The following is a 25,207-nucleotide window of genomic DNA, read 5'->3' as shown; positions in this document are numbered from 1 at the left end:
AGATATGGAATTTTGGTTAATTGTAAGTAAATTAATTGTATTTATATATATTGTGTTTAGTTACATTTATTTAAATGTTGTGAACTTACCATGGATTATACTTACTTTGCTTTTATATCTTTCTGTAAACGTGCTAATCTCTATATTTAAAAAAGATACGCACAAAAACATATTAACTTCTCTGTCAATTGGAGTAGTTATATTATTTGCATGGAAGGTTCATCCGTTTTTTATTTTGTTTTTACCATTGAACTTATATGAAATTATATTTCGTTATATAGAGAAGAAATGGCTGATCTTTAGCATTATGATGATTCCTATTATCTTTACAGAAGAAAGTATTCGGATGACATATGGATTAATTGTTGCATTTTCTTTTATCGTATTAACTATGGCAGATCGTTATATCGCTCGTGTATTAAAGCTGGAATCACAAAATGATAAGATGCGCAAAGATATGCAGCGGCTGACGAAAAGCTTACATGAAAATAAAGAGTACATAAAGCAATCAGAGTACACATTTAAGTTAGAAGAGAGAAATCGGTTGTCACAAGAAATTCATGATAAAATTGGCCACTCGATGACAGGGGCGCTAATTCAAATGGAAGCAGCAAAGAGGTTAATGGGGATAGATAAAGAAAAATCTGCCGAGTTATTACAAAATGCAATTCATATATCGAAAGATGGAATTGAAAGTATTCGGGTTACATTAAAAAATATGAAGCCGCCAACTGAGCAAATTGGTATTCATCGTATGAAATTATTTATAGAGGAATTTGCCGGTAAACATGATATAAATATTCCTTTCGTATATAAAGGGAATTTAGATATGATTTCTCCAATTCAGTGGAAGATTATCGGTGAAAATGTTACGGAGGCACTAACGAACGCGATGAAATATGCTGATGCGACAGTCATTTCAATCGATATTCATGTACTTAACAAGATGGTGAAAGTACAAGTGAAGGATAATGGAAAAGGTGCAGCTCTCGTTAAGAAAGGTCTCGGGATTATGGGGATGGAGGAGCGAACAGCATCAGTAAACGGAAAAATTATTGTAGACGGAAGAAGTGGTTTTTCAGTAACGATGCTGTTGCCCATTTAGGAAATTATGACGAGGATGAATCATCTCATATGAAAAAAGTGAATAATCTCATGTGAAAAGAATGAACTTCTGCACTGAGCAGGTTCATTTTTTTTGTTTATACTAAAAGCAGAGAAACCGAAATAGGGGTGAAATGATGAATACATTAGAAATTAAAAATTTAACGAAAAAATTTGGTGATTTCATCGCGGTAGATAATATGTCTTTATCTATTAAAGAAGGAGAGATATTTGGCTTTTTAGGATCAAATGGTGCTGGTAAAAGTACAACGATAAATATGATTGCTGGATTGTTAAGAAGTAATGAAGGTGAAATTAGCATACTAGGAAAAAATATAAAGAAACATAATCGATTTGCCAAAATGAACATCGGTATCGTTCCGCAAGATATTGCGATTTATGAAGAGTTAACTGCCTATGAAAATGTGAAATTCTTTGCTGGATTGTACGGGTTAAGAGGAGCTGAGCTAAAAGCGAGAGTAGAGGAAGCACTTCAATTTGTAGGGCTTAGTGATAAGCATAAAAGTTACCCGAAAAACTTTTCTGGCGGGATGAAACGAAGATTGAATATCGCTTGTGCGATCGCTCATAGACCGAAGTTAATTATTATGGATGAGCCGACAGTTGGAATTGATCCGCAGTCAAGAAACTATATTCTCCAGTCTGTTCGAAAATTAAATGAAATGGGAAGTACTATTATTTACACGAGCCATTACATGGAAGAAGTAGAAGAGATTTGTACGAAAATAGCAATTGTAGATCACGGTAAAGTGATTGCAGAAGGAACGAAAGAACAGTTAAAAGCGATTATTACCGATACGAAAGACATTTGGATTGAAGTAAAATCAGTAGAAAATTTAGATGTAGAAAAATTAAAAGAGATAAACGGTGTGAAAGCTGTTCAAATTGAAGAGAACGTAATCAAGGTAAACTCGGATGCAGGAGTAAATAATTTAAATAAAATTATTCAGCATTTCATTAATCATGACATTGAAATTCGTTCGTTAGAGGAGCAGGCCCCGAACTTAGAAACAGTATTCCTTACGTTGACTGGAAGAAACTTACGAGATAAATAAAAGGTAAATGAAGAAAAGGTAAAGGGAGGTTCATCAATTGAACATCTTCAATATTGCAGTTATGCATATTAAAAGAGATTTCAGAGACGTAAGAACTTTAGTTTTTATGTTAGCATTTCCGATTGTACTTATGCTTGTGTTAGGAACAGCATTAACGAATGCATTTGATAGCGATAGTCAAGCGATTAAAGATATACAAGTGCTCTACAAAGATGAAGCGAGTAGCACGTTTTCTCAATCGTTCGAAGCATTTACGAAAGAAGTCGATAAATCGGGTATTCATTTTAAAAAAGTTTCCGGCAGTATAGATGGGAAAGAAGAAGTGAAGCAAAATAAATATGCTGCTTATGTAGAATTAAATAAAGATGGCGCAAAATTGTACGGAAGTGACAAAAGTAGTATTGAGGGAAGTATTGTGGAAGGCATGCTTACAACATTTATTGATAAGTACAATGTAGCCGCCGAAGTTGCAAAAGTTGATCCTAGTAAGGTGAGCGCGGTTATTTCAAGCGGAAATCATAATGATTATATAAAAGAAACATCTTTACAAGCTGCGAAAAAGCCAGGTTCTATGGATTACTATGCGGTTGTAATGACGACGATGATTGCACTATATGCTGGGATGGGAGCGAGTTCTTTAATTCGAGGAGAAAGAATACGTAAAACAGGAGATCGTCTCATTGCTGCACCTATAAGTAAGGCTGAAATATTCATTGGAAAAGTACTTGGTAGCCTAGTAGCAAATGCCCTTTGCGTATTACTTGTCATGTTATTTAGTAAATTTGTCTTTCAAGCGAATTGGGGCGATCATCTTGGAATCATATTTATTATTTTATTAACACAAATCTTCCTAGCAATTAGCTTCGGTTTAGGGATCGGATATATTACGAAAACAGCTGAATCATCGAGAGCAATTATTCTTGTAGTTGTGCAATTAGCCTCTATTTTTGGTGGTGCATATTTCGTAATAGAAGAAAATTTCGTTACGAATTTATCACCATTAACGTGGGCAAACACAGCTGTTATGAAAATTATTTATGCAAATGATGTAGGAGCAGCACTACCGGTAATATGTTTAAATCTTGGAATCTCAGCACTCTTTTTATTAATTGCGATTATTGCATTACGTAGACGGGAGGGGCTATAGTATGAAAGATATTTTATGGCTCATACAAAAAACGTTATCTGTACTTTTGAAAAATAAAAAAGGGTTATTCATTATTATTAGTTTGCCGATAATCGGAACACTAATCTCCTTCTCGATGTATGGGAATATGGGGCAAGGGACGTTAAATATCGGGGTTATTAATAAAGAAAATCAATCTATAGCAAATGATACGGTGAAATTTTTAGAAGGATTAAATCATGTAAAGGTAAGTAAAATTAAAGAATCTGAAGTAGAAGATAAACTCACTTCCAAAAAACTTGATGGAGTTATTACAGTAGATTCTGGTTTTTCAAAAAGTGTTCGAGAAGGGAAACCAAATCATATTGAAATTTCATCGATTAAAGGTGATCAAGTAACAGGATTTATAAAATCATATTTATACAATTATATTGATAATGTAGCAGCTATTAGTAAAGCAGCAGGAACAGATCAAAGTGCATTTGATACTATGTACGCAGGATATCAAAAAGGTTCATTTAAAATGAAAACTGAGACGCTAGAAGATACTTCGAAAAATAAAGATATGACAAACCAAACGATGGGTTATCTTATTATGTTTATGCTGTTTTCAGCAGCGAACTTATCAGGTTATATTTTAAAAGAAAAAGAAAATAGAACGTATTTTAGACTCTTATCAACGCCGATAGATGGGAAGAAATTCATATTATCTAATGTCGGGGTAAATATGATGATACTCACAATACAAATTTTGATTACAATCCTATTCCTAACGAATGTTTTTCATACGAATATCAATATGCCTTTCATAGTGATGCTTGGCGTACTCATGCTATTTGCTTTAATAGCGATTGGAATATCGTTAGTGCTTGTCGCATTTTCGAAAAACTCAGCATCGGCAAATGCACTGCAAAATATGATCATTGTACCGACATGTTTACTCGCTGGATGTTATTTCCCATATGACATTATGCCGAAAGCAGTGCAAAAAGTAGCTGATTTTCTTCCGCAAAGATGGCTATTAGATACGGTATCAAAACTACAACAAGGAATTCCAATTTCAGATTTGTATTTAAATATTTTAATCTTATTTGCCTTTGCGGTAGCATTCTTCTTAATTGCTATTTATAAATTTGGAAGAAATAATGATGCGAGGAACTTTGTTTAATATAAAAAAGGGTGTGACGTTAAGTCGCATCCTTTTTTGTATGAAGCATGAAATCTAAATTTGAATGACAAAATAGAAAGGTGGAAAGAAAACGAGCGGAAGGAAATTAAAATGATTAAAAAAATATTGCGAGTTATTTCTATTATTATGGCTATATTTATTTTTATATTAATTTGGATGCATATTGACGTCACACTCGGAAGAAAAATGGAAGCTGGGAAAAATATGCCGACAGAGTACGCTCCTCATTATAGTGACTTTCAATTATATGTAAAAGGGAAGTCATTTTATAAACAGTTATTTACTGACATAAGAGAAGCAAAGCAATCTATTTACACGTATTTTTTTATTTTGTCGGATGACAAAAGTAGCCATACTTTTTTAAACTTATTAAAAGAGAAGGCAAAAGAAGGAGTAAACGTCTATTTATCAGTTGATCGCATTAATGATTTATCATTTGAAAGAAAGATGATAAATGAATTGCGGGAAAGTGGCGTGCATTTTACATATAGTAGAAAACCGGAATTGCCATTCGGATTTTATTCACTTCACCATCGTAATCATCGCCGTATTACGACGATTGATGGGGAAATTGGCTATACAGGCGGATTTAATATAGGAGATGAGTACTTAGGGAAAGATAAGCGATTTGGATATTGGCGTGATTATCATGTACGGCTTAAAGGAGAAGGAGCAAAAGATTTAGAAGAACAGTTTGCTTTAGATTGGAAACGAGATACGAAAGAAGATATAAAGAGAAGTACGAATAAAGCTAGTAAAGGGAACACATTACATACGATGGCTAGTTACAATGGGCATCACGTCGCTGAAAAATATGTTGAGTTAATAAACCAAGCGAAGCATTCGGTTGTCGTTACGACGCCTTATTTTATAGCGAAAAATAAAGAGTTAATGAACGCTTTAATCGCGGCACAAAAACGTGGCGTTACAGTAAAAATACTTTGGTCATATAAACCAGATATTCCTCTCATTAAAGAGGCGGCCTATCCTTACATACGTCAAGCTGTTAATAACGGGATTACGGTATATGGTTATAAAAAAGGGATGTTTCATGGAAAGTTAATGCTGATTGATAATGAATTAACTGTTATCGGTACAATGAACATAACCGCACGTAGCTTTTATATTAATGATGAGATGAATTTGTATATTCATGGTGGAACTATCGTATCAGAAGTGAACGAGGCATTAGCGCAAGATATTCATGATTCAAAAGAAATGACGAAAGAATTTTTTGAGAAGTTATCTTTTTGGGAGCGTTGTAAGGAGAAATTAGCAGGACTGGTGGATTTTTATTTGTGATGATTTAACTGAGATACTGGGAATTTAGAATATAGTAAATAGGAAGTTGTATTGTTTATTTAACAAGTAGAGAAGTGAGAAGGAACCTTCAAAAATAGAAGGTTCTTTCTTGTTTTATACTTTATTATTGATAGTTACAAAATAGTTTGGCCTATTGGAGGCTCTGCTGTTAACGGAGTATTTTTACCTGGATATCGAGCAATAGATAGTAAATATGTAACTACGGAGGCAATGCATATAGGTAATCATGGACCTGAGTATATAGAATTAGTATATAATACTCTGACAGAGATTAAAGAGTTTGGTGGTACTCAAGCTGATGCTGTTGCAGCGCTCCAGACAATCAGAGAAGGATTATTAGATGGCAGTATAAAACTAAATCAACCAAAGTAATAAAAATTGAGTAAGTAACAGATCCTGTAGGAGGGAAAGTATGAAGATTTGGGAATTAAGAAGTTCCTCTGATAACTATAAGTCTTTTCAATTATTAAATTATAAAGAAGATAAAAAGTTTTTTGAAGGGAAGTTTAACTCTACAATAAAATTAAAAGATTCATGGAGAAAGTTACCTATTGAATGTTTAGAAGAAGGAAAGGCCAGTGATTTTCCACAATTCTGGGGAGAAATTGGTGCCCTAATGGTTAGTGAAAAAGCAAAAGCATTATTAGAACCTTCAATAGGCGATAATGTTGAATTCTTACCACTTTTATGCGATTCAACTAGTGAGGTATATTACTTGGTCCATGTGTTGAATGTACTAGATGCAATTGATAGTGATAAAGCAATTTTTAAAAAACTGATTACAGGTTTAATAATAGGATGCGAAAAATTCGCATTTAATAGTAATACTGTTCAAAATGAGATGATTTTTAAGGTTTATATAAATGGGAAAATTCATCCCACGGCTGTTTTTATTTCAGATGAATTGAAGAATCTTATTGAACAAAGTGATTTAAAAGGATTTGAATTTATTGAAGTGTGGGATTCAGAAGAGCTTTCGTAAATAAATTCTAAAATTATAAATGGTCCTGATAAGTTTACGATAAAAACTTAAGTCCCCTTGTTATACAAAGTAGGGGACTATTTATCCTGCATTAACGAGCAGTAAGATTCCCACCTCAAAATTCGGCTGAAGCAAAGGGGCGAGGTGAGAGATCAATTGCTTGTAAAAGGCTAATAATTCCTGGAGATGAACAAAACTTCCGATAAAAAATATTATTTTTCATGCACCAGCATCGAAACATCATCATTAATTAACGTCCCAACATGTTCACCTAAACAAATTCTTTTCATCACGCCAGGCTCATCAAAGTTAAAGACATGTGCTGGTAAATTATAATCACGGGCAAGTAGTAAAGCGGCTTGATCCATTACTTGTATGTTTTGCCTAACTATATCGTTATAGTTTAGTTTTTTATACATTTTCGCTGATTTGTTATGTTTTGGATCGCTTGTAAAGACACCATCTACGCCTTGTTTTGCGACTAATATGGCGTCACTATTCATTTCAATGGCTCTTTGTACACTTGGATAATCTGTCGTAACGAACGGTTGCCCGTTACCGCCCCCAAAAATGATGATATAACCGTTATCTAAATGGTGGACTGCACGTAAGCGAATGTATGGTTCAGCTACTGCATTAAAAGGGATGGAAGTCATAACGCGTACTTCTTTATCAGTTTTGCTAGTTAGAACGCCGCGAAGCATTAAGCTGTTAATTATCGTTCCTAACGTCCCTATATTATCAGCTTCTACGCGATCAATGCCCCATTCTTCAGCTAAATGACCTCTGAATATGTTACCACCACCAATTACGATGGAGACTTCGATGCCTAAATCAACGATGGATAAAATTTCGTTTGCGATATGTTCTAATCGTTTCGAGTTAAAGCTATTTCCAGATTGATCAGCAAGTGCGCCGCCGCTTAATTTAATTAAGACTCGTTTATATGGCTTCATAACAATTCCCCCTATATAGATCGCAATAAAAAAGGAACAAAGGCGAATGCCTTTGTTCCTTTTTATGAAAATGAAATAGAAAAGAAATAGATATAATGGATTTCTTTGCATGATTTTTCATAATATCCACTCCTTTTCATCCTTTTTAGTTTGAATACATATATCTTTTAGATTATACGAAATAATCTGATGTTTTATCAAGTATATTTTATTTCTTTTTACGGAATATGTGTCAATGAATATTATAAGAAAAAAATTCGAATTTTTTGTGACGAACTTGTAGGTTTTTGTATGATTTTGTAGGTTCGCCTATAAGATGTGTGAGTAAGCTTTTATAAATACGAAATGAAAGCGTTCGCATGAAGGGGATGAACATAAATGAAAAAATTCGGATTGGCAACACAAATTTTTGTCGCGCTTGTTTTAGGGATTGTGGTAGGGGCAATCTTTTACGGCAATAAAACGGCGATTTCTTATATCACACCAATTGGGGATATATTTATTCACTTAATTAAAATGATTGTAGTACCAATTGTTATTTCAGCATTAATTGTTGCGGTAGCAGGTGTAGGAGATATGAAGAAGCTTGGGAAACTGGGTGGTAAGACAATTCTTTATTTCGAAATTATTACGACGATCGCTATTTTAATGGGATTACTTGCGGCGAATATATTCCAACCAGGTACTGGCGTTGATATGAGTAACTTACAGCAAAGTGATATTTCTTCTTATAAACAAACAGCAGATGCTACAGAGAAGAAAGGTTTTGCTGAGACAATTGTTCATATTGTACCGAAAAACGTATTTGAATCGATTGCACAAGGTGACTTATTACCGATTATTTTCTTCTCAGTATTATTCGGTTTAGGAGTTGCGGCAATTGGGGAGAAAGGAAAGCCTGTCTTTAACTTCTTTGAAGGTGTACTCGAAGCGATGTTTTGGGTTACAAATCAAGTTATGAAATTTGCACCATTTGGTGTATTCGCATTAATTGCTGTTACGGTTGCAAAATTTGGTGTAGCAACATTACTTCCTTTAGGAAAACTAGTGCTAGCTGTATATGTAACTGTTATACTATTCGTTGTGATTGTATTAGGTATTAATGCACGAATGGTTGGCGTAAACATTTTTACATTAATGAAAATTTTAAAAGAAGAACTTATTCTTTCATTTACGACAGCAAGTTCAGAAGCTGTTTTACCTAATATAATGAGAAAAATGGAAGAGTTCGGTTGTCCAAAGGCAGTTGCCTCTTTCGTTATTCCGACAGGTTATACATTTAACTTGACTGGATCGGCTATTTATCAAGCGTTAGCGGCATTGTTTGTTGCACAAATGTACGGTGTGCACATGTCACTAACGGAGCAAATAACGTTATTATTCGTTCTCATGTTAACATCCAAGGGTATGGCGGGAGTTCCAGGTGCATCGTTCGTTGTTGTATTAGCAACGTTAGGTTCAATGGGGTTACCACTAGAAGGTATCGCGTTAATTGCGGGAATTGACCGCATTTTAGATATGATTCGCTCATCTGTCAATGTGTTAGGAAATGCATTAGCGGCCATTGTTATGTCGAAGTGGGAAGGCGAATTCGATAATGAGAAAGCAAAACAATATGTAGAAACAGTCAAAGAAACAAAAGCAGCATAAGAAATCGTTAAGGAGTGAATAATCATGGCAACATTAACTGAAGTTAAAAACGGTGTTCGAATTGAAAAAGATTTTTTAGGTGAAAAAGAAGTGCCAAACTATGCATACTACGGCGTACAAACAATGCGTGCAGTTGAAAACTTCCCAATTACAGGATACAAAATCCATGAAGGCTTAATTAAAGCATTCGCAATTGTAAAAAAAGCTGCAGCGCTTGCTAATACAGATGTAGGAAGATTGGAATTGAACAAGGGCGGCGCGATCGCAGAAGCCGCTCAAGAAATTCTTGATGGAAAATGGCATGATCATTTCATCGTAGATCCAATCCAAGGCGGAGCAGGTACTTCAATGAACATGAATGCAAATGAAGTCATGGCCAATCGTGCTCTTGAGTTATTAGGAATGGAAAAGGGAGACTATCATTATATTAGTCCAAATAGTCATGTAAACATGGCGCAATCAACAAACGATGCGTTCCCAACGGCGATTCATATCGCAACATTAAACGCATTAGAAGGTTTATTACAAACGATGGGTTATATGCACGATGTATTTGAATTAAAAGCAGAGCAGTTCGATCATGTTATTAAAATGGGTCGTACACATTTACAAGACGCTGTGCCAATTCGTCTTGGACAAGAATTTAAAGCGTATTCTCGCGTACTTGAACGTGATATGAAACGTATCAAGCAATCACGTCAACATCTATATGAAGTAAATATGGGAGCAACTGCAGTTGGTACAGGCTTAAATGCAGATCCAGAATATATTGAAGCAGTTGTAAAACATTTAGCTGCAATCAGTGAATTACCACTTGTTGGTGCAGAAGACTTAGTAGATGCAACGCAAAATACGGATGCATACACAGAAGTATCTGCAGCACTTAAAGTATGTATGATGAATATGTCTAAAATTGCAAATGACCTTCGCTTAATGGCATCAGGTCCACGCGTTGGTTTAGCGGAAATTATGCTACCTGCTCGTCAACCAGGTTCATCTATTATGCCAGGGAAAGTAAACCCTGTTATGCCAGAAGTAATTAATCAAATTGCGTTCCAAGTAATTGGTAACGACCATACAATTTGCCTTGCTTCAGAAGCAGGACAATTAGAATTAAACGTTATGGAACCAGTACTTGTTTTCAACTTACTTCAATCAATTAGCATTATGAATAATGGTTTCCGTGCCTTTACAGATAATTGCTTAAAAGGAATTGAAGCGAATGAAGATCGCTTAAAAGAGTATGTTGAGAAGAGTGTAGGAATTATTACAGCCGTGAACCCTCATATCGGTTATGAAGCAGCAGCTCGCGTTGCGAAAGAAGCAATCGCGACAGGGCAATCCGTTCGAGAACTTTGTGTGAAAAATGGTGTATTGTCACAAGAAGATTTAGAGTTAATTCTAGATCCATTCGAAATGACACACCCAGGGATTGCAGGAGCAGCTCTTTTAAAGAAAAATTAAAAAAAGAGGGGGGACAATCCCCTCTTTTTTGTTTACAATATAGAAATGCTATATATGAATAGAGGTAGGGATGTTATGAGTAAGTTTACAGTAGCTTCTAATGGTTCATTAGAAACGACATTAAGAGGAGTAGAAGTATTATCAACACCACTTTTAAATAAAGGGGTCGCTTTCACGCAAGAAGAGAGAGAAGAATTAGGTTTAAAAGGGTTATTACCTCCAGCAGTTTTAACGTTAGAAGAACAAGCACGCCGAGCATACGAGCAATTTTGTTCTCAGCCGGATGATTTATTAAAGAATGTATACTTAACAGCGTTGCATGATCGAAATGAAGTATTATTTTATCGTATATTAACAAATCATTTACGTGAAATGTTACCGATTGTATATACACCAACTGTTGGTGTAGCAATTCAAAGATATAGTCATGAATATCGTAAACCACGTGGTGTATATTTATCAATTAACGATCCGTCAGGTATTGAAGAAGCATTCGCCAATATCGGTGCAACAGCAGAAAATATTGATTTAGTCGTTGTAACAGATGGAGAAGGCATACTTGGAATTGGTGACTGGGGCGTTGGTGGTATTAACATCGCAATCGGAAAATTAGCTGTTTATACGGCTGCGGTTGGAATCGATCCTAGTCGTGTATTACCGGTAATTCTAGACGTAGGTACAAATCGTGAAGAACTATTAAATAATCCATTTTATATTGGAAATCGTCATCCTCGTATAACTGGTGAAGCTTACGATGAGTTTATTGATACGTTTGTACAAGCGGTAAATAAGCAATTCCCGAAAGCACTATTACATTGGGAAGACTTTAGTTCTCGAAATGCACGAAAAATTTTAGATAAATATCGTCATGATATTTGTACATTTAATGATGATATTCAAGGTACAGGTGCAGTTTCTCTTGCTGCGGTATTATCAGCAGTAAAAGCTTCTGGTGTACCATTAAGTGAACACCGCGTCGTTGTGTTTGGAGCTGGGACGGCTGGAATCGGTATCGCAGATCAAGTAAGAGATGCAATGGTCCGCGCTGGCTTATCAGAAGAAGAATCACATAATCGTTTCTGGTGTATTGACCGAAACGGATTAGTTACAGATAACATGGAAGATCTTCTTGATTTCCAAATTCCATATGCAAGAAAAGAAGCAGAAGTAAGTGAGTGGAAAGAAAATGATATAATCGGACTTGCTGAAGTTGTGAAACATGTACAACCGACAATTTTAATTGGTACATCTACTGTTGCAGGCGCATTTAAAGAAGAGATTATTAAAGAAATGGCTTCTCACGTAGAAAGACCAATCATTTTACCAATGTCGAATCCGACGCCACTTGCTGAAGCAAAACCAGCAGATTTAATTGAATGGACAGAGGGAAGAGCATTAGTTGCAACAGGAAGTCCATTTGAACCAGTTACATATAACGGTGTAACGTATGTAATTGGACAATCAAATAACGCACTTATTTTCCCTGGACTGGGTCTTGGTACAATTGTTGTTCGTGCAAGCGTCATGACGGATGGAATGTTCGCAGCAGCAGCTGAAGCGGTTGCAAGCATGGTAGATACAAGTCAGCCAGGAGCACCTATCTTACCAGAAGTCGAAGAGTTACGTAATATCTCGGAAATGGTTGCGATTGAAGTAGCGAAAGTTGCAGTTGCAGAAGGTGTTGCTAGAGTGAAATTAAGTGATAATGATATCAAGATTGCAGTGAAAGAAGCAATATGGGAACCAGAGTATCGCCAAATAAAAGCGGTAGAAAAGGTTAGAATATAGAAATAAAGCCCGTTTATCATAATAAACGGGCTTTCACTTTTACTATTGAAAAAAAGTATAGGAAGTGGCACTTTTGAATTGGAATCAATTATGGAAGAAAGATATATCCCTTTTAATTATACTAATGGTTGTTGTTCCAATTGCTGGAGAGCTTAATTTTCATCCTTTCAACGATACGTTTCGCGTTAGCTTTGGGACACCACTTTTCTTCTTTTTATTACTCTTTTTAAGAAGAATACCAGCAGCAGCTGCAGGTATTCTTGTCGGTATATGTGTCGTTTTATTCCGTGTATGTCTTGACTGGGTATTGCAAGGTTCATTCCATATGACAGAATCATTTTATTTGCGTTATCCTGTGTTCTTTTATTATTTTATTTATGGAAGTCTTTTTTCACTTTGTAGGGTGAATAAGTTTCATCAGAGACCAATCGTTATTGGATGCCTTGGAATTACAATTGAAATTATTGCAAGTATGTCAGAGCTAGCGATTTATCATATGGTAGTGCTCGGTACAACAATAACAGTTTCTGAAGTGAATAAACTTATCATTATTGCTATTTTCCGCAGTTTCTTTGCGCTCGGCTTTTTAAATATGATGAATTTATATGAAACAAAATTAAAAGAATCACAAGTTCGAAAAGAAAATGAAAAAATGTTCATGCACTTGTCCAATTTATATGTAGAATCTGTTCATTTGAAAAAAACGTTACAAAATGCAGAATTGATTACACAAGAAGCATATCAACTATATCGAAATTTACAAGCGAACGATGCCTCAAATAGTAAAATAGCATTGAAAATAGCAGGAGAAGTGCACGAAATCAAAAAGGATAATCAAAGGATTTTTGCAGGATTATCTAAACTGTTATTAGATAAAAATGTTGCTGAGTATGTAGAAGGACATGAGCTTACAGAAATGATTGTAAGAATAAATGAAAAGTATGCTGAAATGCTAGAGAAAGATATACGTTTTTCTAAACATATAGAAGGTGAGCACGCTGCATATCACGTGTATACAGTGCTATCCATCTTTAATAACTTAGTTGCCAATGCAGTGGAAGCAATTGAAGATAGAGGTCTCATTCATATTAAGTTATATAAACGAGAGCAACATGTAATCTTTGAAGTAATTGACGATGGCCCTGGTATTGCACAAAAGTATAAGAAATTAGTATTTAAGCCCGGGTTTACTTCAAAGTATGATCAAACGGGAACACCGTCCACAGGAATCGGACTTTCTTACATACACGAAATGGTCACAGAGCTCGGCGGAGAAGTAAGGTTAGAAGACAATGAAACTGGAAAAGGGTGTAAGTTTATCGTTTGTTTACCGGAGTGCAGTTTAAAGCGGGAAGGGGAATAGATTTGTTTTATTATATTGTAGATGATGATGAAGTTTTCCGTTCGATGCTTTCGCAAATTATTGAGGATGGCGATCTAGGGGAAGTAATTGGAGAATCGGAAGATGGAGCGTATATTGAAGCAGAACAGCTAAATTATAAAAAAGTAGATATTTTATTTATTGATTTACTCATGCCAATGAGAGATGGCATTGAAACAGTTCGCCATATAGCGCCTTCATTCAATGGGAAAATTATTATGATTTCTCAAGTTGAATCGAAACAGCTCATTGGTGAGGCGTATACACTTGGTGTGGAGTATTATATCACGAAACCACTAAACAAAATTGAAGTTGAATCTGTCGTACGAAAAGTAATGGAACGGATTCGCTTGGAGCGTTCCATACATGATATTCAAAAATCATTGAATAACGTGTTTCAGTGGGAGCAGCCGCAAATGCGCAATGAACCGGTGCAAGAAGGGAAAAAGATATCAGATTCAGGACGCTTTTTACTATCTGAACTCGGTATTGCGGGAGAGAATGGCAGTAAAGATTTACTTAGTATGCTGGAATATTTATATGGACAAGAAAAGGCGCAAACATTTGAATTTGGATTTCCTGCGTTAAAAGATATCTTTCACCAAATAACATTAAAAAAATTAGATCATATAGCTTCGGATGCAGATATAGATAAGGAGAGAAAAGCATCTGAACAACGTGTAAGAAGAGCGATTTATCAGTCGTTAAATCATTTGGCCTCTTTAGGGTTAACAGATTTTTCAAATCCGAAATTTGAAAGCTATGCCCCAAAGTTTTTTGATTTCACTGTAGTTAGAAAACGAATGACAGAAATGACAAAGGATGAAATAGCGACTTCTGGCCATATACGAATTAATACGAAGAAATTTATTCAAGTGTTATATTTTGAGGCGAAAAGGTTGATGGAGATAGAGTGAAGAAGGTGCTTATAAATAAGCATCTTTTTTTGTTAAATCAATATTTTATATTTTCTCGTAGAGCATGTAAAATGTTAAGTAAGAGAAAATGGTTTTACATTAAGGAAGTGTCAAAATAATGAGTTTTACATTAAATAAATCGATTATAAAAGAAGTATGCGGAGAGACCTCATATAAAAGAGGGGAAGCTTATTATAAATCAAATAAAGTAATCGTGAATCATTATGATGAAATGAAAGAAATTTGCGAAGCGACGGTAAAAGGGAACGAAGATTTTCATGTTACAGTAGAAAAAGCTAAAAAAGGTGATGTTGTTGCGAGCTGTAGTTGTCCTTCGTTAGCGTCTTTTCAAACGTACTGTCAACATGTTGCAGCCGTACTGATACAAATAAATTATAACCAGCAAACGGGCGGCATGTCCGAAAATATGAGCGGAAATGATCAATTAACGAGCGGAATGTTTCAGTTGTTTGCAGACAAACCACTGCGGCCAAAAAGTAAACAACACCGTTTTGATACACGTGAAATATTAGATGTTGCGTTTATATGTTCACCAGTAGCGACGAAAAGTGGTGGGGCCCTTCTTGGAATTCAGTTAAAACTTGCGAAAATATATTTTATAAAGCATATTAGAGAATTTCTTTCTAAAGTGGAGAAGAGAGAGACTTTTCATTGTTCTAATGAATTTACATACACACCAGATGTACATAGCTTCAGGCAGGAAACAGATGCGGTTATTCAGCAGCTTATTAAAATGTATCATAATGAAAAAATGTATGAAGATGCGTTAGAAGTACATGCGAAACAAGATGAAAGTATGATATTCATACCGCCAGCTTCGTGGAAAGATATGCTCTCTTCACTTTATAAAGTTGAGTATGTACAGCTGAAACAACATGAGCAACTGTTTCATGGCTTACAAATTTCAAACGGTTTATTGCCATTACATTTTGAGTTTACGAAAGGAAATAATGGTGGATTCACACTTCATATAGACGGCCTAAATCGTGTTCAAGTTATGGAAATGTATAACAACGCTCTTTACGATGGGAAATTATATCATTTACCTATGGAAGATTGTATGCGACTTATTGAATTGCAAAAGATGATGAGTCGCTCAAATAGCAATCAGTTTTATATTCCTGAAAGTAAGATGGAACATTTTGTAGCGAAAGTTGTGCCAGGATTAATGAAACTGGGAACGGTACGCATTGATGAAGTAATATCAGATCGTGTTGAAACGCCGTCGCTAAAAGCAAAACTGTATTTAGATCGAGTGAAAAATCGTTTGTTAGCAGGTCTTGAATTTCATTATGGAAACGTCATGATCAATCCGTTAGAAGAAGACGGACAGCCGTCTGTTTTTAATCGTGATGAGAAAAAGGAAAAAGAGATTTTAGACATTATGAGTGAAAGTGCCTTCGCGAAAACAGAAGGTGGTTACTTTATGCATAATGAAGAGGCTGAGTATAACTTTTTATATCACGTCGTTCCGTCGTTAAAAGGCTTGGTTGACATTTATGCGACGACAGCAATTAAATTACGTATTCATAAAGGGGATACAGCACCACTTATTAGAGTGAGAAGAAAAGAAAGAATTGATTGGTTATCATTTCGTTTTGATATAAAAGGAATACCAGAAGCGGAGATTAAAGGTGTATTAGTCGCTCTTGAAGAGAAACGCAAATATTACCGATTAGCGAATGGTTCTTTATTATCACTAGAGAGCAAAGAGTTTAATGAAATTAATCAGTTTGTAAAAGAATCAGGTATTCGAAAAGAATTTTTACACGGGGAAGAAGTGAATGTTCCGCTTATTCGGAGTGTAAAATGGATGAACGGACTTCACGAAGGTAATGTTTTAAGTTTAGATGAGTCTGTTCAAGATTTAGTGGAAAGCATTCAAAATCCGAAAAAATTAAAGTTTACAGTGCCAAATACTTTACATGCTGTAATGAGAGAGTATCAAGTATACGGATTTGAGTGGATGAAAACACTCGCCTATTACCGCTTTGGCGGTATTTTAGCAGATGATATGGGACTTGGAAAAACGCTGCAAAGTATTGCTTACATAGATTCTGTGTTGCCTGAAATTCGAGAAAAGAAACTACCTATATTAGTCGTTTCACCGTCCTCTCTTGTTTATAATTGGTTTAGTGAATTGAAAAAATTCGCCCCGCATATTAGAGCGGTTATTGCAGATGGAAATCAAACGGAGCGGCGAAAAATATTAAAAGACATAGTGGAATTTGATGTCGTAATTACGTCATATCCATTACTGAGAAGAGATATAAGATCGTATGCGAGGCCGTTTCATACACTGTTTCTTGATGAAGCACAGGCGTTTAAAAATCCTACAACCCAAACTGCAAAAGCAGTGAAAACAATTCAAGCTGAATATCGTTTCGGGCTAACGGGAACGCCTGTAGAAAATTCATTAGAAGAGCTATGGTCTATCTTCCATGTCGTATTTCCGGAATTATTACCAGGAAGAAAAGAATTCGGTGATTTAAGGCGCGAAGATATAGCGAAGCGCGTAAAACCTTTCGTATTAAGACGATTAAAAGGGGACGTATTACAGGAGCTTCCAGATAAAATAGAGCATCTACAATCATCGGAGTTGTTACCAGATCAAAAGAGATTGTATGCTGCGTATTTAGCGAAATTAAGGGAAGAAACGTTAAAACATTTAGACAAAGATACGTTACGCAAAAATAAAATTAGAGTTTTAGCGGGATTAACAAGATTACGCCAAATTTGTTGTCACCCTGCTTTGTTTGTTGATGATTATAAGGGCAGTTCAGCTAAATTTGAACAACTGTTAGAGATTTTAGAGGAATGTAGAAGTACAGGGAAGAGAATTCTTATCTTTTCTCAATTCACGAAGATGCTTTCCATTATTGGCCGTGAGTTAAATCGTCAAGCAATTCCATACTTTTATTTAGACGGAAATACCCCTTCGCAAGAACGTGTAGAGCTATGTGATCGGTTTAATGAAGGGGAAGGGGATCTATTTCTCATCTCTTTAAAAGCTGGTGGTACTGGTCTTAACTTAACGGGTGCTGATACGGTTATATTATACGATTTATGGTGGAATCCAGCTGTTGAACAACAAGCAGCAGATAGGGCATATCGAATGGGACAAAAAAATACGGTACAAGTTATTAAATTAGTGGCTCACGGCACAATTGAGGAAAAGATGCATGAACTGCAAGAGGGTAAGAAAAATTTAATCGCTGAAGTGATTGAGCCGGGAGAAGAGAAATTATCTTCTATTACGGAGGAAGAAATCCGAGATATTCTAATGATTTAATATGAAAAAGCTATGCTTTCAAATTTATGAGAGCATAGCTTTTTGTTGTAATAATAATATTTTGTTTTGAACAAAGTAAAGAAATAAGACACTATTTATTTTACTTCTTTGTACCTTTACTTTTGTATGGCTTTGCAGCTGCCTTTTTCTTTGCACTTGATTGCCAACGATTCCATCCTTTACTTCCTGTACCTTGTCCTACACCTTTTTTCGGTTTTGCTTTCGTTTTACTCATATGATCACTCCGTTATATAAAAATCTTATTTGATAATAGTCAATGATTTAGAAGATACTCTTTATAAATGACTATGATTACTTTAAGTAAAAATAAACTGCTTGAATGCTATAGTATAACATGAATTTGCAAGTAAACTGAAAGGAATTACAAAGAAAATGAAAATAATACGAAATACTGCGGATTCTATATTTCGAACGATTACATTACTTGTTGTGTATATGTTAGTCTCGGTTAGTGAAACATTTTTGGGATTAACAAGGCAAAAGAAGTAAAGAGGGTATATTGGAAACAATCAATAAAGCCGTAAAATAAAGAATTGAAAAATATTTTAAAACTTTTTGTTGACTTTCTTTATTTTTTGTATAGAATAATCATTAATAAAATGTTTCAGAGATGTGACAACAAAACGACTATGAAAGGACGAGTAGTAGTAGGATGTAGTCTAAGCGAGTCAGGGGTGGTGCGAGCCTGATACGAAGCCTATTATGAAGAACCTCCTGGAGTTGCTAACCGAAATCCTTTATAGGAAAGTAGACTTAGCCGGGAACTTCGCCGTTACAAGAAGAACAGTATCGAGATATTTCATCTCCGTACTGTATAAGTGAGCAACCTCTGTTGCTAATTTGGGTGGTACCGCGGAACCAAAGCCTTTCGTCCCAGTTTTTTGGGAAAGAAGGGCTTTTTTTGTTGGCTTCTTTTCACAACATCCAAACATTTTAGGAGGAAACCACCATGTATCAATCATTAATGACAGTAAGAGAGACTCAAATCGCAATTAAGGAAGTTAAAACATTTTTCGAGGATCAATTAGCAAAACGCCTTGAACTATTCCGCGTATCTGCACCATTATTCGTAACGAAAAAATCAGGATTAAATGATCACTTAAACGGTGTAGAACGTCCAATTGAATTTGATATGTTACATTCAGGAGAAGAATTAGAAATTGTGCATTCACTAGCGAAGTGGAAAAGATTCGCATTACATGAATACGGATATGAAGCTGGTGAAGGTTTATATACAAACATGAACGCAATTCGTCGTGATGAGGAACTTGATGCAACACATTCCATTTACGTTGACCAATGGGATTGGGAAAAAATTGTTCAAAAAGAATGGCGCACTGTAGACTACTTGCAAGAAACAGTACAAACAATTTATGGAATATTCAAAGATTTAGAAGATCACTTGTTTGAAAAATATCCGTTCCTTGGAAAGTATTTACCAGAAGAAGTTGTTTTCATCACTTCCCAAGAACTAGAAGATAAATATCCAGAATTGACACCGAAAGATCGTGAACATGCAATTGCAAAAGAACACGGTGCAGTCTTTATTATAGGGATTGGTGATGCACTTCGTTCAGGTGAAAAGCATGACGGACGCGCAGCTGATTACGATGATTGGAAATTAAACGGTGACATTTTATTCTGGCACCCAGTATTACAATCTTCATTCGAATTATCATCAATGGGAATTCGTGTTGATAGTAAATCACTTGATGAGCAGTTAACGAAAACAGGTGAAGACTTCAAACGTGAGTATGATTTCCATAAAGGTATTTTAGAAGACGTACTACCATTAACAATTGGGGGTGGTATTGGACAATCAAGAATGTGCATGTACTTCTTACGAAAAGCACATATTGGGGAAGTTCAATCTTCTGTATGGCCTGACGATTTACGTGAAGCTTGCAAGAAAGAAAACATTCATCTGTTTTAATAGAAGAGAGAGGATAGCTCAAAAAGTTATTCTCTCTTTTTTATAGTGTAAACGAGTGGTTTACAGTGGGTTTTACTAATGGTTTCTTTCTTTTTTGGATCCTTTTATGTAATAATTTGTTAAAGGAGGGGACGTTATGAGCTTAGGACAACAACTTAAAAGATTACGAGAGTCAAAAGGGTTTTCACAGGAAGATGTTGCTAAAAAGATTGGTATAACGAGGCAAGCAGTGTATAAGTGGGAAAATGATAAAAGTTGCCCTGATATTGAAAATTTAATTTTATTGAGCGAAATGTATAATGTTACGCTCGATGAGTTAATAAAAGGGAACCGAAATTTAAAAGAGAAAATACATATTGATGAAGATGAGGATTTTGAGAAAGAGAATGAGTTTGGTTTTTATATTGGGTTTGGTTTGCTAATTGTGAGTGCTTTCATTGATTATGAAGGAATGCAAGAGATTTTATTAGGAATTGCACTATTCATGATGGTTTTTTACTCTGACGTGAAGAAAGTTATTTTGAATGAGTTCAGATCGTTTTTTAAAAGAAAAGATATATATGATAAGAAGTGAGAAGAGTCCGTTATATTTCCTAGGAAAGAGTATAACAAGTAATTGAATTGTTTTATAATGATTTTGGGATGTTGATAGTATGTTAAAAAGTTCAAACAAGCATAACCCCGCTCTAAAGCTAGGACGGGGTTCAAAATCTAAGTTTTATTAAGCGTAAAGTTCTTTCAAATATTTTCACTTCAGTAAAGGTTTTTTATAAAACATCACCTACTTATTTGTTACCGAGTTCTTCCGCTAAACCGATTAAAATTCCTTCGGTTCCACGAATGTAGCAGAGTCGATACGAGTTCTCATACTGAACTACTTCGCCAACGAGCTCTGCACCATGCTTAGTAAGTCTGGATACCATTTCATCAATGTCTTCAACGGTGAACATGACGCGCAGATAACCGAGGGCGTTTACAGGAGCTGCCCGGTGATCTGCTATAGTAGGTGGGGTGAGAAATCGCGAAAGTTCAATTCGGCTGTGACCATCTGGCGTAACCATCATAGCAATCTCTACGCACTGGGAACCGAGTCCTGTTACGCGACCAGCCCATTCACCTTCAACAGTAGCTCGCCCTTCGAGATTCAAGCCAATCTCCTCGAAGAAAGAGATTGCGTTATCAAGGGATTCTACAACGATGCTGACATTGTCCATTCGTAGTAATCTGTTGTTTGTCATAGTCTTTATCTCCTTATATGTATAAATTTATTATCTAATTATCCTTATAATTATACTAAAATCTCTTCTAAACAAAAAACACCTTGTCACAGTGTAGGAAAATGTGACAAAGTGTTTTCGGGTATAGTATATAACACCTTGTTAACGAACAACACTTCCTAAATCCTCTACTATTGAAATATGCGCGAACTTTATTTCGTGAATGCTATCATTTCAAGAATTTGATAATGTAGTTGCTATTCGATAAAATAACTTCGAGTTTCCCACAAAATATTCCTATCCTGTACGCTATTAAATGGCTCGATTGTTGTAAATAACTTTCTTGTCACTCTATACAAAGCAAACAGCTTTCTATTTATATAGGAAGGAAATAGATTAATATGGGTTTGTAAGCTGTAATCCAAATGTAAAATTAACTCATCTGAACCAAAGGCTCAATTTTCGCCATAAATGATTGATGCAGTGCCTCCACACCTGTTACTAAATGAAGGCGGTCAATAACGACAGACACTTTAATTTCTGATGTACTTACCATTTTAATATGAATATTTTCTTCTTTTAAAGTAGTGAACATATTCGCAGCGACACCTGGGTTAGATACCATACCTGATCCTACAATGGATACTTTTGCTAAATGATTTTCATATTCTACAGATTCATAGTGTAGTGTTTCTTGATTTTGTTCCAATACCCCTAAAGTTTCTCTTAAATCATTAGAGTGGATTGAGAAGGAGAGGTGAACAGTTCCTTCATTTGTAATACTTTGAATGATGATATCTACATTAATATGTGCCGCTGCTAATGTAGAGAAAACTGTTGAAAGTGCACCTTGTTCCAATCCTTTCATTGTGACGCGTGTAATATTATCTTCAAATGCAATACCTTTAACGATTGATTGTTGTTCCATGTTACATTCTCCTTTTACAATTGTTCCATTTTCTTGTTCCATACTTGAGCGAACTTCTAAAACGACATTATGATTTTTAGCAAATTCAACAGCACGCGGATGTAATACACCAGCACCGAGGTTTGCAAGTTCTAACATTTCATCATAAGAAATTTCATCTAATTTATAAGCATTTTTTACAACTCGTGGGTCGGTCGTATATACGCCGGTCACATCCGTGTAAATATCACATTTTTTTGCTTTCAGTGCAGCAGCTAATGCAACAGCAGTTGTATCAGAACCACCGCGTCCAAGCGTTGTAATTTCATGATTTTCACTAACGCCTTGGAACCCAGCTATAATAACAATCGTGCCTTCAGCAAGATAAGATTGAATACGATCTGTATGAATGTCAGTAATCCGTGCATTACTATGTACAGATTCTGTCGTAATACCAGCTTGCCATCCTGTTAATGAAATTGCATGATAGCCTTTTGCTTGCAGTGCCATCGTTAATAATGAAATAGTTACTTGTTCTCCTGTAGATAGAAGCATATCCATTTCACGTTTACTTGGATTTTCTGTAATAGCGTTAGCGAGTGCGACAAGTTCATCCGTGCTTTTTCCCATTGCTGAAACGACAGAGACAATGCTATGACCTCGTTCATATTCTTCAATAATTAAATTTGCTACATGTTGAATGCGTTCGACGCTTCCGACAGAAGTGCCACCAAATTTTTGAACAATTGTTTCCATTACAAATTCCTTCTTTCGTCTATTTTTAAGAATAGATTAGGAAATATATAAATCCCAATACTCCTGTAGTTACCAGAAAGACAAACAAAAAACACCATCTCAAATAAGTGAGGATGGTGCTGTTACAGGAAAAGGGAAACAGAAAACGGAGCTAATAAAAAAACCGCCAAAAAAGGAATATCATAAAAAATGATATCTCTTTTTTGTAGATAGCTCTTCATACGTACACGTCTGTACATATGACAGTTCTGTTTCTATTCGAAAACAGCCCCAATTGATAAATGCAGAGAAATTTATCAATTTCGGCAATACTCCCTTTCATCTAAGTTCATAGACATCTCTGTGTCTCCATTAGAATACTCATAAGTATCGCAACCTCTATCTCACGTTTTAGGCGAGAGTGTTTGATTTATGAAGTTGTTGGTAACATTTGTTTTATAATAATTTAAATTTTTCGGGGAATCAAGTGTTTTGTATAAATTTTAAAAATTCTTTCTTTTCTTGAAGGAGTTTGTGAAAACTGTAGCAAAATAAATTTATTGCATGTACATTAAACTTATAGCGCATAGGAGGTGGAAGAATGAAGGGGAAAAAGCCTATTTATGTTTCGGCAGAAATGAACACAACAATGGAAAAATTATGGGGATATACACAGGAACCAGATATACATACAGAGTGGGATGCTCGCTTTACTGAAATTTCGTATTTAGAGAAAAAAGAAGGAGAACCGCAGAAGTTTTTATATAAAACTAAAATTGGATTTGGACTTGAAATAGCTGGTGAAGGGGAATCGATAGGAGAAATAAGAAAAGAAACGGGTGAACGGATTTCTTCTTTAAAATTTTGGACAGATAATAAATTATCACTTATTCAAATAGGGCGTGGTTATTGGAAGTATACACCGCGTAAAGAACACATTCATTTTGAGACGCAATATGATTACGATACGAGGTTTGGTCGTATAGGAAATGTAATAGATTTCTATATGTTTCGTCCGTTATTAGGCTGGGCGACTGCTTGGAGTTTTGATGCTTTAAAATTATGGTTAGAAAAGGGACTTCATCCGAGATTACTAATTAGAAGAACAATGACATATTGGCTTGTATGTTTTTTATTTGCTTTTGTATGGATGTATCAAGGAATAGTGCCGAAACTAGTGTTTACTCATTCAGAAGAAGTAAAAATGCTATCTGTGATAATTGGTTCAACGGAATATAGTATTTTTGTACTTAAAATAATTGGATTATTAGAAATTATTTTTGGTGTCCTATGGCTGTTGCCATTTCCAAAACGAAAAGTATTTGTCGTACATATTTTTATGTTAATAGCCTTAACGATAGCGGCAGGATTTACGAATGTCGCAAGCTTTACAGAGCCGTTTAATCCAATTACATTAAATGTTTTACTAATGGGGTTATCAATTGTCGGTTATATAAATAGCACGAATTTGCCAAGCTCAAAAAATTGCAAGAGGAAGAGAAAGGGATAATGTATGGCTAATATGTATGAAAGACTATTAGGGGATTCTTATAAAAAACTTCATCCAAAATTACAGAAACGCTATGAGATTACAGAAGAAAATAGCTTTACTGGAGAAGGAAAGATGGATGAAATTTACGGAGGTTCTTTTTTCGTAAAATTAATATTAAAAATTGCATCGAAGTTTAGAATGTTTTTCTCTGAGCGGGGGAAGGAAGTGCCATTTACAATACATAATACCGCTGAGCGAGATGAACATGGAAATGAATTTGTGCGGTGGAATCGTACTTTTTATTTTCATAATAAGAAAAGATACTTTAACGCCATTATGCAGATGGATGAAGAGAATAATGAAATTTTAGATTATTTTGGTGAACCGCAAATACTTGTTTCTACATTGAATTTTCATATTGATGAGGTGGGGGCAATGCATATTTCTTCAAAGAAACAATGGTTTTACATGTTTGGAAGGAAAGTCCCGTTACCTAGGTTTTTATACGGAGAGGCCAATATTGTAGAAAGTTATGATGAAACACTACAGTGCTTTCGAATTCATGTACAAGTAAGCAATCCGTTAATTGGTTCATTATTTTCATATAAGGGAACATTTGTAGAGAGGAAATAA

Annotated in this window: 20 protein-coding genes, 1 pseudogene, 1 riboswitch and 1 other annotated feature; of the genes and pseudogenes, 17 read left to right on the top strand and 4 right to left on the bottom strand. The window is 35.2% G+C overall.

The window, feature by feature from the left end; translation table 11 throughout:
- Window positions 1-4: 4 nt before the first annotated feature.
- The 7 genes and pseudogenes from QEP67_RS19175 to QEP67_RS19145 all read left to right on the top strand — a co-directional run bounded on the left by QEP67_RS19175 (window position 5) and on the right by QEP67_RS19145 (window position 6,800).
- Window positions 5-1,105, top strand: a complete 1,101-nt coding sequence (locus tag QEP67_RS19175) for a histidine kinase (protein ID WP_000397644.1) — start codon at window positions 5-7, stop codon at window positions 1,103-1,105.
- Between the two features lie 136 nt (window positions 1,106-1,241).
- Window positions 1,242-2,180 carry an ABC transporter ATP-binding protein gene (locus QEP67_RS19170; protein WP_064449823.1) on the top strand — a complete coding sequence of 313 codons (939 nt, stop codon included), beginning with the start codon at window positions 1,242-1,244 and terminating at the stop codon, window positions 2,178-2,180.
- Window positions 2,181-2,217: 37 nt separating this feature from the next.
- Window positions 2,218-3,327: an ABC transporter permease gene (locus tag QEP67_RS19165; protein WP_341056113.1), complete on the top strand. Its 1,110-nt coding sequence runs from the start codon at window positions 2,218-2,220 to the stop codon at window positions 3,325-3,327.
- A 1-nt stretch (window position 3,328) separates the two neighbouring features.
- Window positions 3,329-4,474, top strand: coding sequence for an ABC transporter permease (locus QEP67_RS19160; protein ID WP_000651864.1), 1,146 nt, complete (start codon window positions 3,329-3,331; stop codon window positions 4,472-4,474).
- A gap of 111 nt (window positions 4,475-4,585) precedes the next feature.
- The gene (gene cls, locus QEP67_RS19155; RefSeq protein ID WP_000591894.1) at window positions 4,586-5,797 is read left to right on the top strand and encodes a cardiolipin synthase; all 1,212 of its coding nucleotides are present in this window, start codon (window positions 4,586-4,588) and stop codon (window positions 5,795-5,797) included.
- A gap of 162 nt (window positions 5,798-5,959) precedes the next feature.
- Window positions 5,960-6,190: pseudogene (locus tag QEP67_RS19150) on the top strand (AHH domain-containing protein); the annotation flags it as partial.
- Window positions 6,191-6,230: 40 nt separating this feature from the next.
- A complete protein-coding gene (locus tag QEP67_RS19145) occupies window positions 6,231-6,800 on the top strand; it encodes a DUF1629 domain-containing protein (RefSeq protein ID WP_048566878.1) in 570 nt (189 codons plus the stop codon).
- 212 nt (window positions 6,801-7,012) lie between these two features.
- On the opposite strand, the gene pyrH is transcribed toward QEP67_RS19145, so the two are convergent.
- Window positions 7,013-7,756 (bottom strand): UMP kinase, encoded by a 744-nt coding sequence (gene pyrH, locus QEP67_RS19140; RefSeq protein ID WP_000806137.1) that lies wholly within the window; start codon window positions 7,754-7,756, stop codon window positions 7,013-7,015.
- A gap of 378 nt (window positions 7,757-8,134) precedes the next feature.
- On the opposite strand from pyrH, the gene QEP67_RS19135 reads away from it, so the two are divergent.
- The 6 genes from QEP67_RS19135 to QEP67_RS19110 all read left to right on the top strand — a co-directional run bounded on the left by QEP67_RS19135 (window position 8,135) and on the right by QEP67_RS19110 (window position 18,269).
- Window positions 8,135-9,406 carry a cation:dicarboxylase symporter family transporter gene (locus QEP67_RS19135; protein WP_048566879.1) on the top strand — a complete coding sequence of 424 codons (1,272 nt, stop codon included), beginning with the start codon at window positions 8,135-8,137 and terminating at the stop codon, window positions 9,404-9,406.
- A gap of 24 nt (window positions 9,407-9,430) precedes the next feature.
- Entirely contained in the window at window positions 9,431-10,870 is a 1,440-nt protein-coding gene (aspA, locus tag QEP67_RS19130) for an aspartate ammonia-lyase (RefSeq protein ID WP_000224182.1), read from the top strand.
- Window positions 10,871-10,945: 75 nt separating this feature from the next.
- Entirely contained in the window at window positions 10,946-12,658 is a 1,713-nt protein-coding gene (gene malS, locus QEP67_RS19125) for an oxaloacetate-decarboxylating malate dehydrogenase (protein ID WP_002108581.1), read from the top strand.
- A 64-nt stretch (window positions 12,659-12,722) separates the two neighbouring features.
- Window positions 12,723-14,021, top strand: a complete 1,299-nt coding sequence (locus QEP67_RS19120) for a sensor histidine kinase (RefSeq protein WP_087947109.1) — start codon at window positions 12,723-12,725, stop codon at window positions 14,019-14,021.
- A 2-nt stretch (window positions 14,022-14,023) separates the two neighbouring features.
- Window positions 14,024-14,956: a response regulator gene (locus QEP67_RS19115; protein WP_000500331.1), complete on the top strand. Its 933-nt coding sequence runs from the start codon at window positions 14,024-14,026 to the stop codon at window positions 14,954-14,956.
- 118 nt (window positions 14,957-15,074) lie between these two features.
- Window positions 15,075-18,269 carry a DEAD/DEAH box helicase gene (locus QEP67_RS19110; protein ID WP_048566880.1) on the top strand — a complete coding sequence of 1,065 codons (3,195 nt, stop codon included), beginning with the start codon at window positions 15,075-15,077 and terminating at the stop codon, window positions 18,267-18,269.
- Window positions 18,270-18,369: 100 nt separating this feature from the next.
- Here the strand turns inward: QEP67_RS19110 and QEP67_RS19105 are convergent, their stop codons facing one another.
- Window positions 18,370-18,504 (bottom strand): DUF3934 domain-containing protein, encoded by a 135-nt coding sequence (locus QEP67_RS19105; RefSeq protein WP_000047588.1) that lies wholly within the window; start codon window positions 18,502-18,504, stop codon window positions 18,370-18,372.
- Between the two features lie 406 nt (window positions 18,505-18,910).
- Window positions 18,911-19,169, top strand: a binding site (T-box leader).
- Between the two features lie 70 nt (window positions 19,170-19,239).
- Between QEP67_RS19105 and asnA the strand changes: the two genes are divergently transcribed.
- On the top strand, window positions 19,240-20,223 hold the full coding sequence (asnA, locus tag QEP67_RS19100; protein WP_000284900.1) for an aspartate--ammonia ligase: 984 nt from the start codon (window positions 19,240-19,242) through the stop codon (window positions 20,221-20,223).
- Window positions 20,224-20,359: 136 nt separating this feature from the next.
- Window positions 20,360-20,797, top strand: coding sequence for a helix-turn-helix transcriptional regulator (locus tag QEP67_RS19095; RefSeq protein WP_061673200.1), 438 nt, complete (start codon window positions 20,360-20,362; stop codon window positions 20,795-20,797).
- 211 nt (window positions 20,798-21,008) lie between these two features.
- On the opposite strand, the gene QEP67_RS19090 is transcribed toward QEP67_RS19095, so the two are convergent.
- Window positions 21,009-21,461 carry a VOC family protein gene (locus QEP67_RS19090; protein WP_000184018.1) on the bottom strand — a complete coding sequence of 151 codons (453 nt, stop codon included), beginning with the start codon at window positions 21,459-21,461 and terminating at the stop codon, window positions 21,009-21,011.
- A gap of 412 nt (window positions 21,462-21,873) precedes the next feature.
- Window positions 21,874-23,103 carry an aspartate kinase gene (locus QEP67_RS19085; protein ID WP_064473360.1) on the bottom strand — a complete coding sequence of 410 codons (1,230 nt, stop codon included), beginning with the start codon at window positions 23,101-23,103 and terminating at the stop codon, window positions 21,874-21,876.
- A gap of 202 nt (window positions 23,104-23,305) precedes the next feature.
- Window positions 23,306-23,492: riboswitch (Lysine riboswitch) on the bottom strand.
- A 191-nt stretch (window positions 23,493-23,683) separates the two neighbouring features.
- On the opposite strand from QEP67_RS19085, the gene QEP67_RS19080 reads away from it, so the two are divergent.
- Window positions 23,684-24,592 carry a DoxX-like family protein gene (locus tag QEP67_RS19080; protein WP_000676662.1) on the top strand — a complete coding sequence of 303 codons (909 nt, stop codon included), beginning with the start codon at window positions 23,684-23,686 and terminating at the stop codon, window positions 24,590-24,592.
- A gap of 3 nt (window positions 24,593-24,595) precedes the next feature.
- Window positions 24,596-25,207, top strand: a complete 612-nt coding sequence (locus QEP67_RS19075) for a DUF4166 domain-containing protein (RefSeq protein WP_000002636.1) — start codon at window positions 24,596-24,598, stop codon at window positions 25,205-25,207.

Source organism: Bacillus cereus group sp. MS39, from assembly GCF_040448665.1.
GTDB lineage: Bacteria > Bacillota > Bacilli > Bacillales > Bacillaceae_G > Bacillus_A > Bacillus_A wiedmannii.
The sequence above is the reverse complement of the archived record's forward strand: the minus strand, read 5'-3'. Positions and strand labels throughout refer to the sequence as shown.

What these genes read in the sequence shown, in the direction of transcription:
- QEP67_RS19175 (WP_000397644.1), top strand. Translation starts at nt 5, where the DNA reads ATGGAATTTTGGTTAATTGTAAGTAAATTAATTGTATTTATATATATT.
- QEP67_RS19170 (WP_064449823.1), top strand. Translation starts at nt 1,242, where the DNA reads ATGAATACATTAGAAATTAAAAATTTAACGAAAAAATTTGGTGATTTC.
- QEP67_RS19160 (WP_000651864.1), top strand. Translation starts at nt 3,329, where the DNA reads ATGAAAGATATTTTATGGCTCATACAAAAAACGTTATCTGTACTTTTG.
- cls (WP_000591894.1), top strand. Translation starts at nt 4,586, where the DNA reads ATGATTAAAAAAATATTGCGAGTTATTTCTATTATTATGGCTATATTT.
- QEP67_RS19145 (WP_048566878.1), top strand. Translation starts at nt 6,231, where the DNA reads ATGAAGATTTGGGAATTAAGAAGTTCCTCTGATAACTATAAGTCTTTT.
- pyrH (WP_000806137.1), bottom strand. Translation starts at nt 7,756, where the DNA reads ATGAAGCCATATAAACGAGTCTTAATTAAATTAAGCGGCGGCGCACTT.
- QEP67_RS19135 (WP_048566879.1), top strand. Translation starts at nt 8,135, where the DNA reads ATGAAAAAATTCGGATTGGCAACACAAATTTTTGTCGCGCTTGTTTTA.
- aspA (WP_000224182.1), top strand. Translation starts at nt 9,431, where the DNA reads ATGGCAACATTAACTGAAGTTAAAAACGGTGTTCGAATTGAAAAAGAT.
- malS (WP_002108581.1), top strand. Translation starts at nt 10,946, where the DNA reads ATGAGTAAGTTTACAGTAGCTTCTAATGGTTCATTAGAAACGACATTA.
- QEP67_RS19110 (WP_048566880.1), top strand. Translation starts at nt 15,075, where the DNA reads ATGAGTTTTACATTAAATAAATCGATTATAAAAGAAGTATGCGGAGAG.
- QEP67_RS19105 (WP_000047588.1), bottom strand. Translation starts at nt 18,504, where the DNA reads ATGAGTAAAACGAAAGCAAAACCGAAAAAAGGTGTAGGACAAGGTACA.
- asnA (WP_000284900.1), top strand. Translation starts at nt 19,240, where the DNA reads ATGTATCAATCATTAATGACAGTAAGAGAGACTCAAATCGCAATTAAG.
- QEP67_RS19095 (WP_061673200.1), top strand. Translation starts at nt 20,360, where the DNA reads ATGAGCTTAGGACAACAACTTAAAAGATTACGAGAGTCAAAAGGGTTT.
- QEP67_RS19090 (WP_000184018.1), bottom strand. Translation starts at nt 21,461, where the DNA reads ATGACAAACAACAGATTACTACGAATGGACAATGTCAGCATCGTTGTA.
- QEP67_RS19085 (WP_064473360.1), bottom strand. Translation starts at nt 23,103, where the DNA reads ATGGAAACAATTGTTCAAAAATTTGGTGGCACTTCTGTCGGAAGCGTC.
- QEP67_RS19080 (WP_000676662.1), top strand. Translation starts at nt 23,684, where the DNA reads ATGAAGGGGAAAAAGCCTATTTATGTTTCGGCAGAAATGAACACAACA.
- QEP67_RS19075 (WP_000002636.1), top strand. Translation starts at nt 24,596, where the DNA reads ATGGCTAATATGTATGAAAGACTATTAGGGGATTCTTATAAAAAACTT.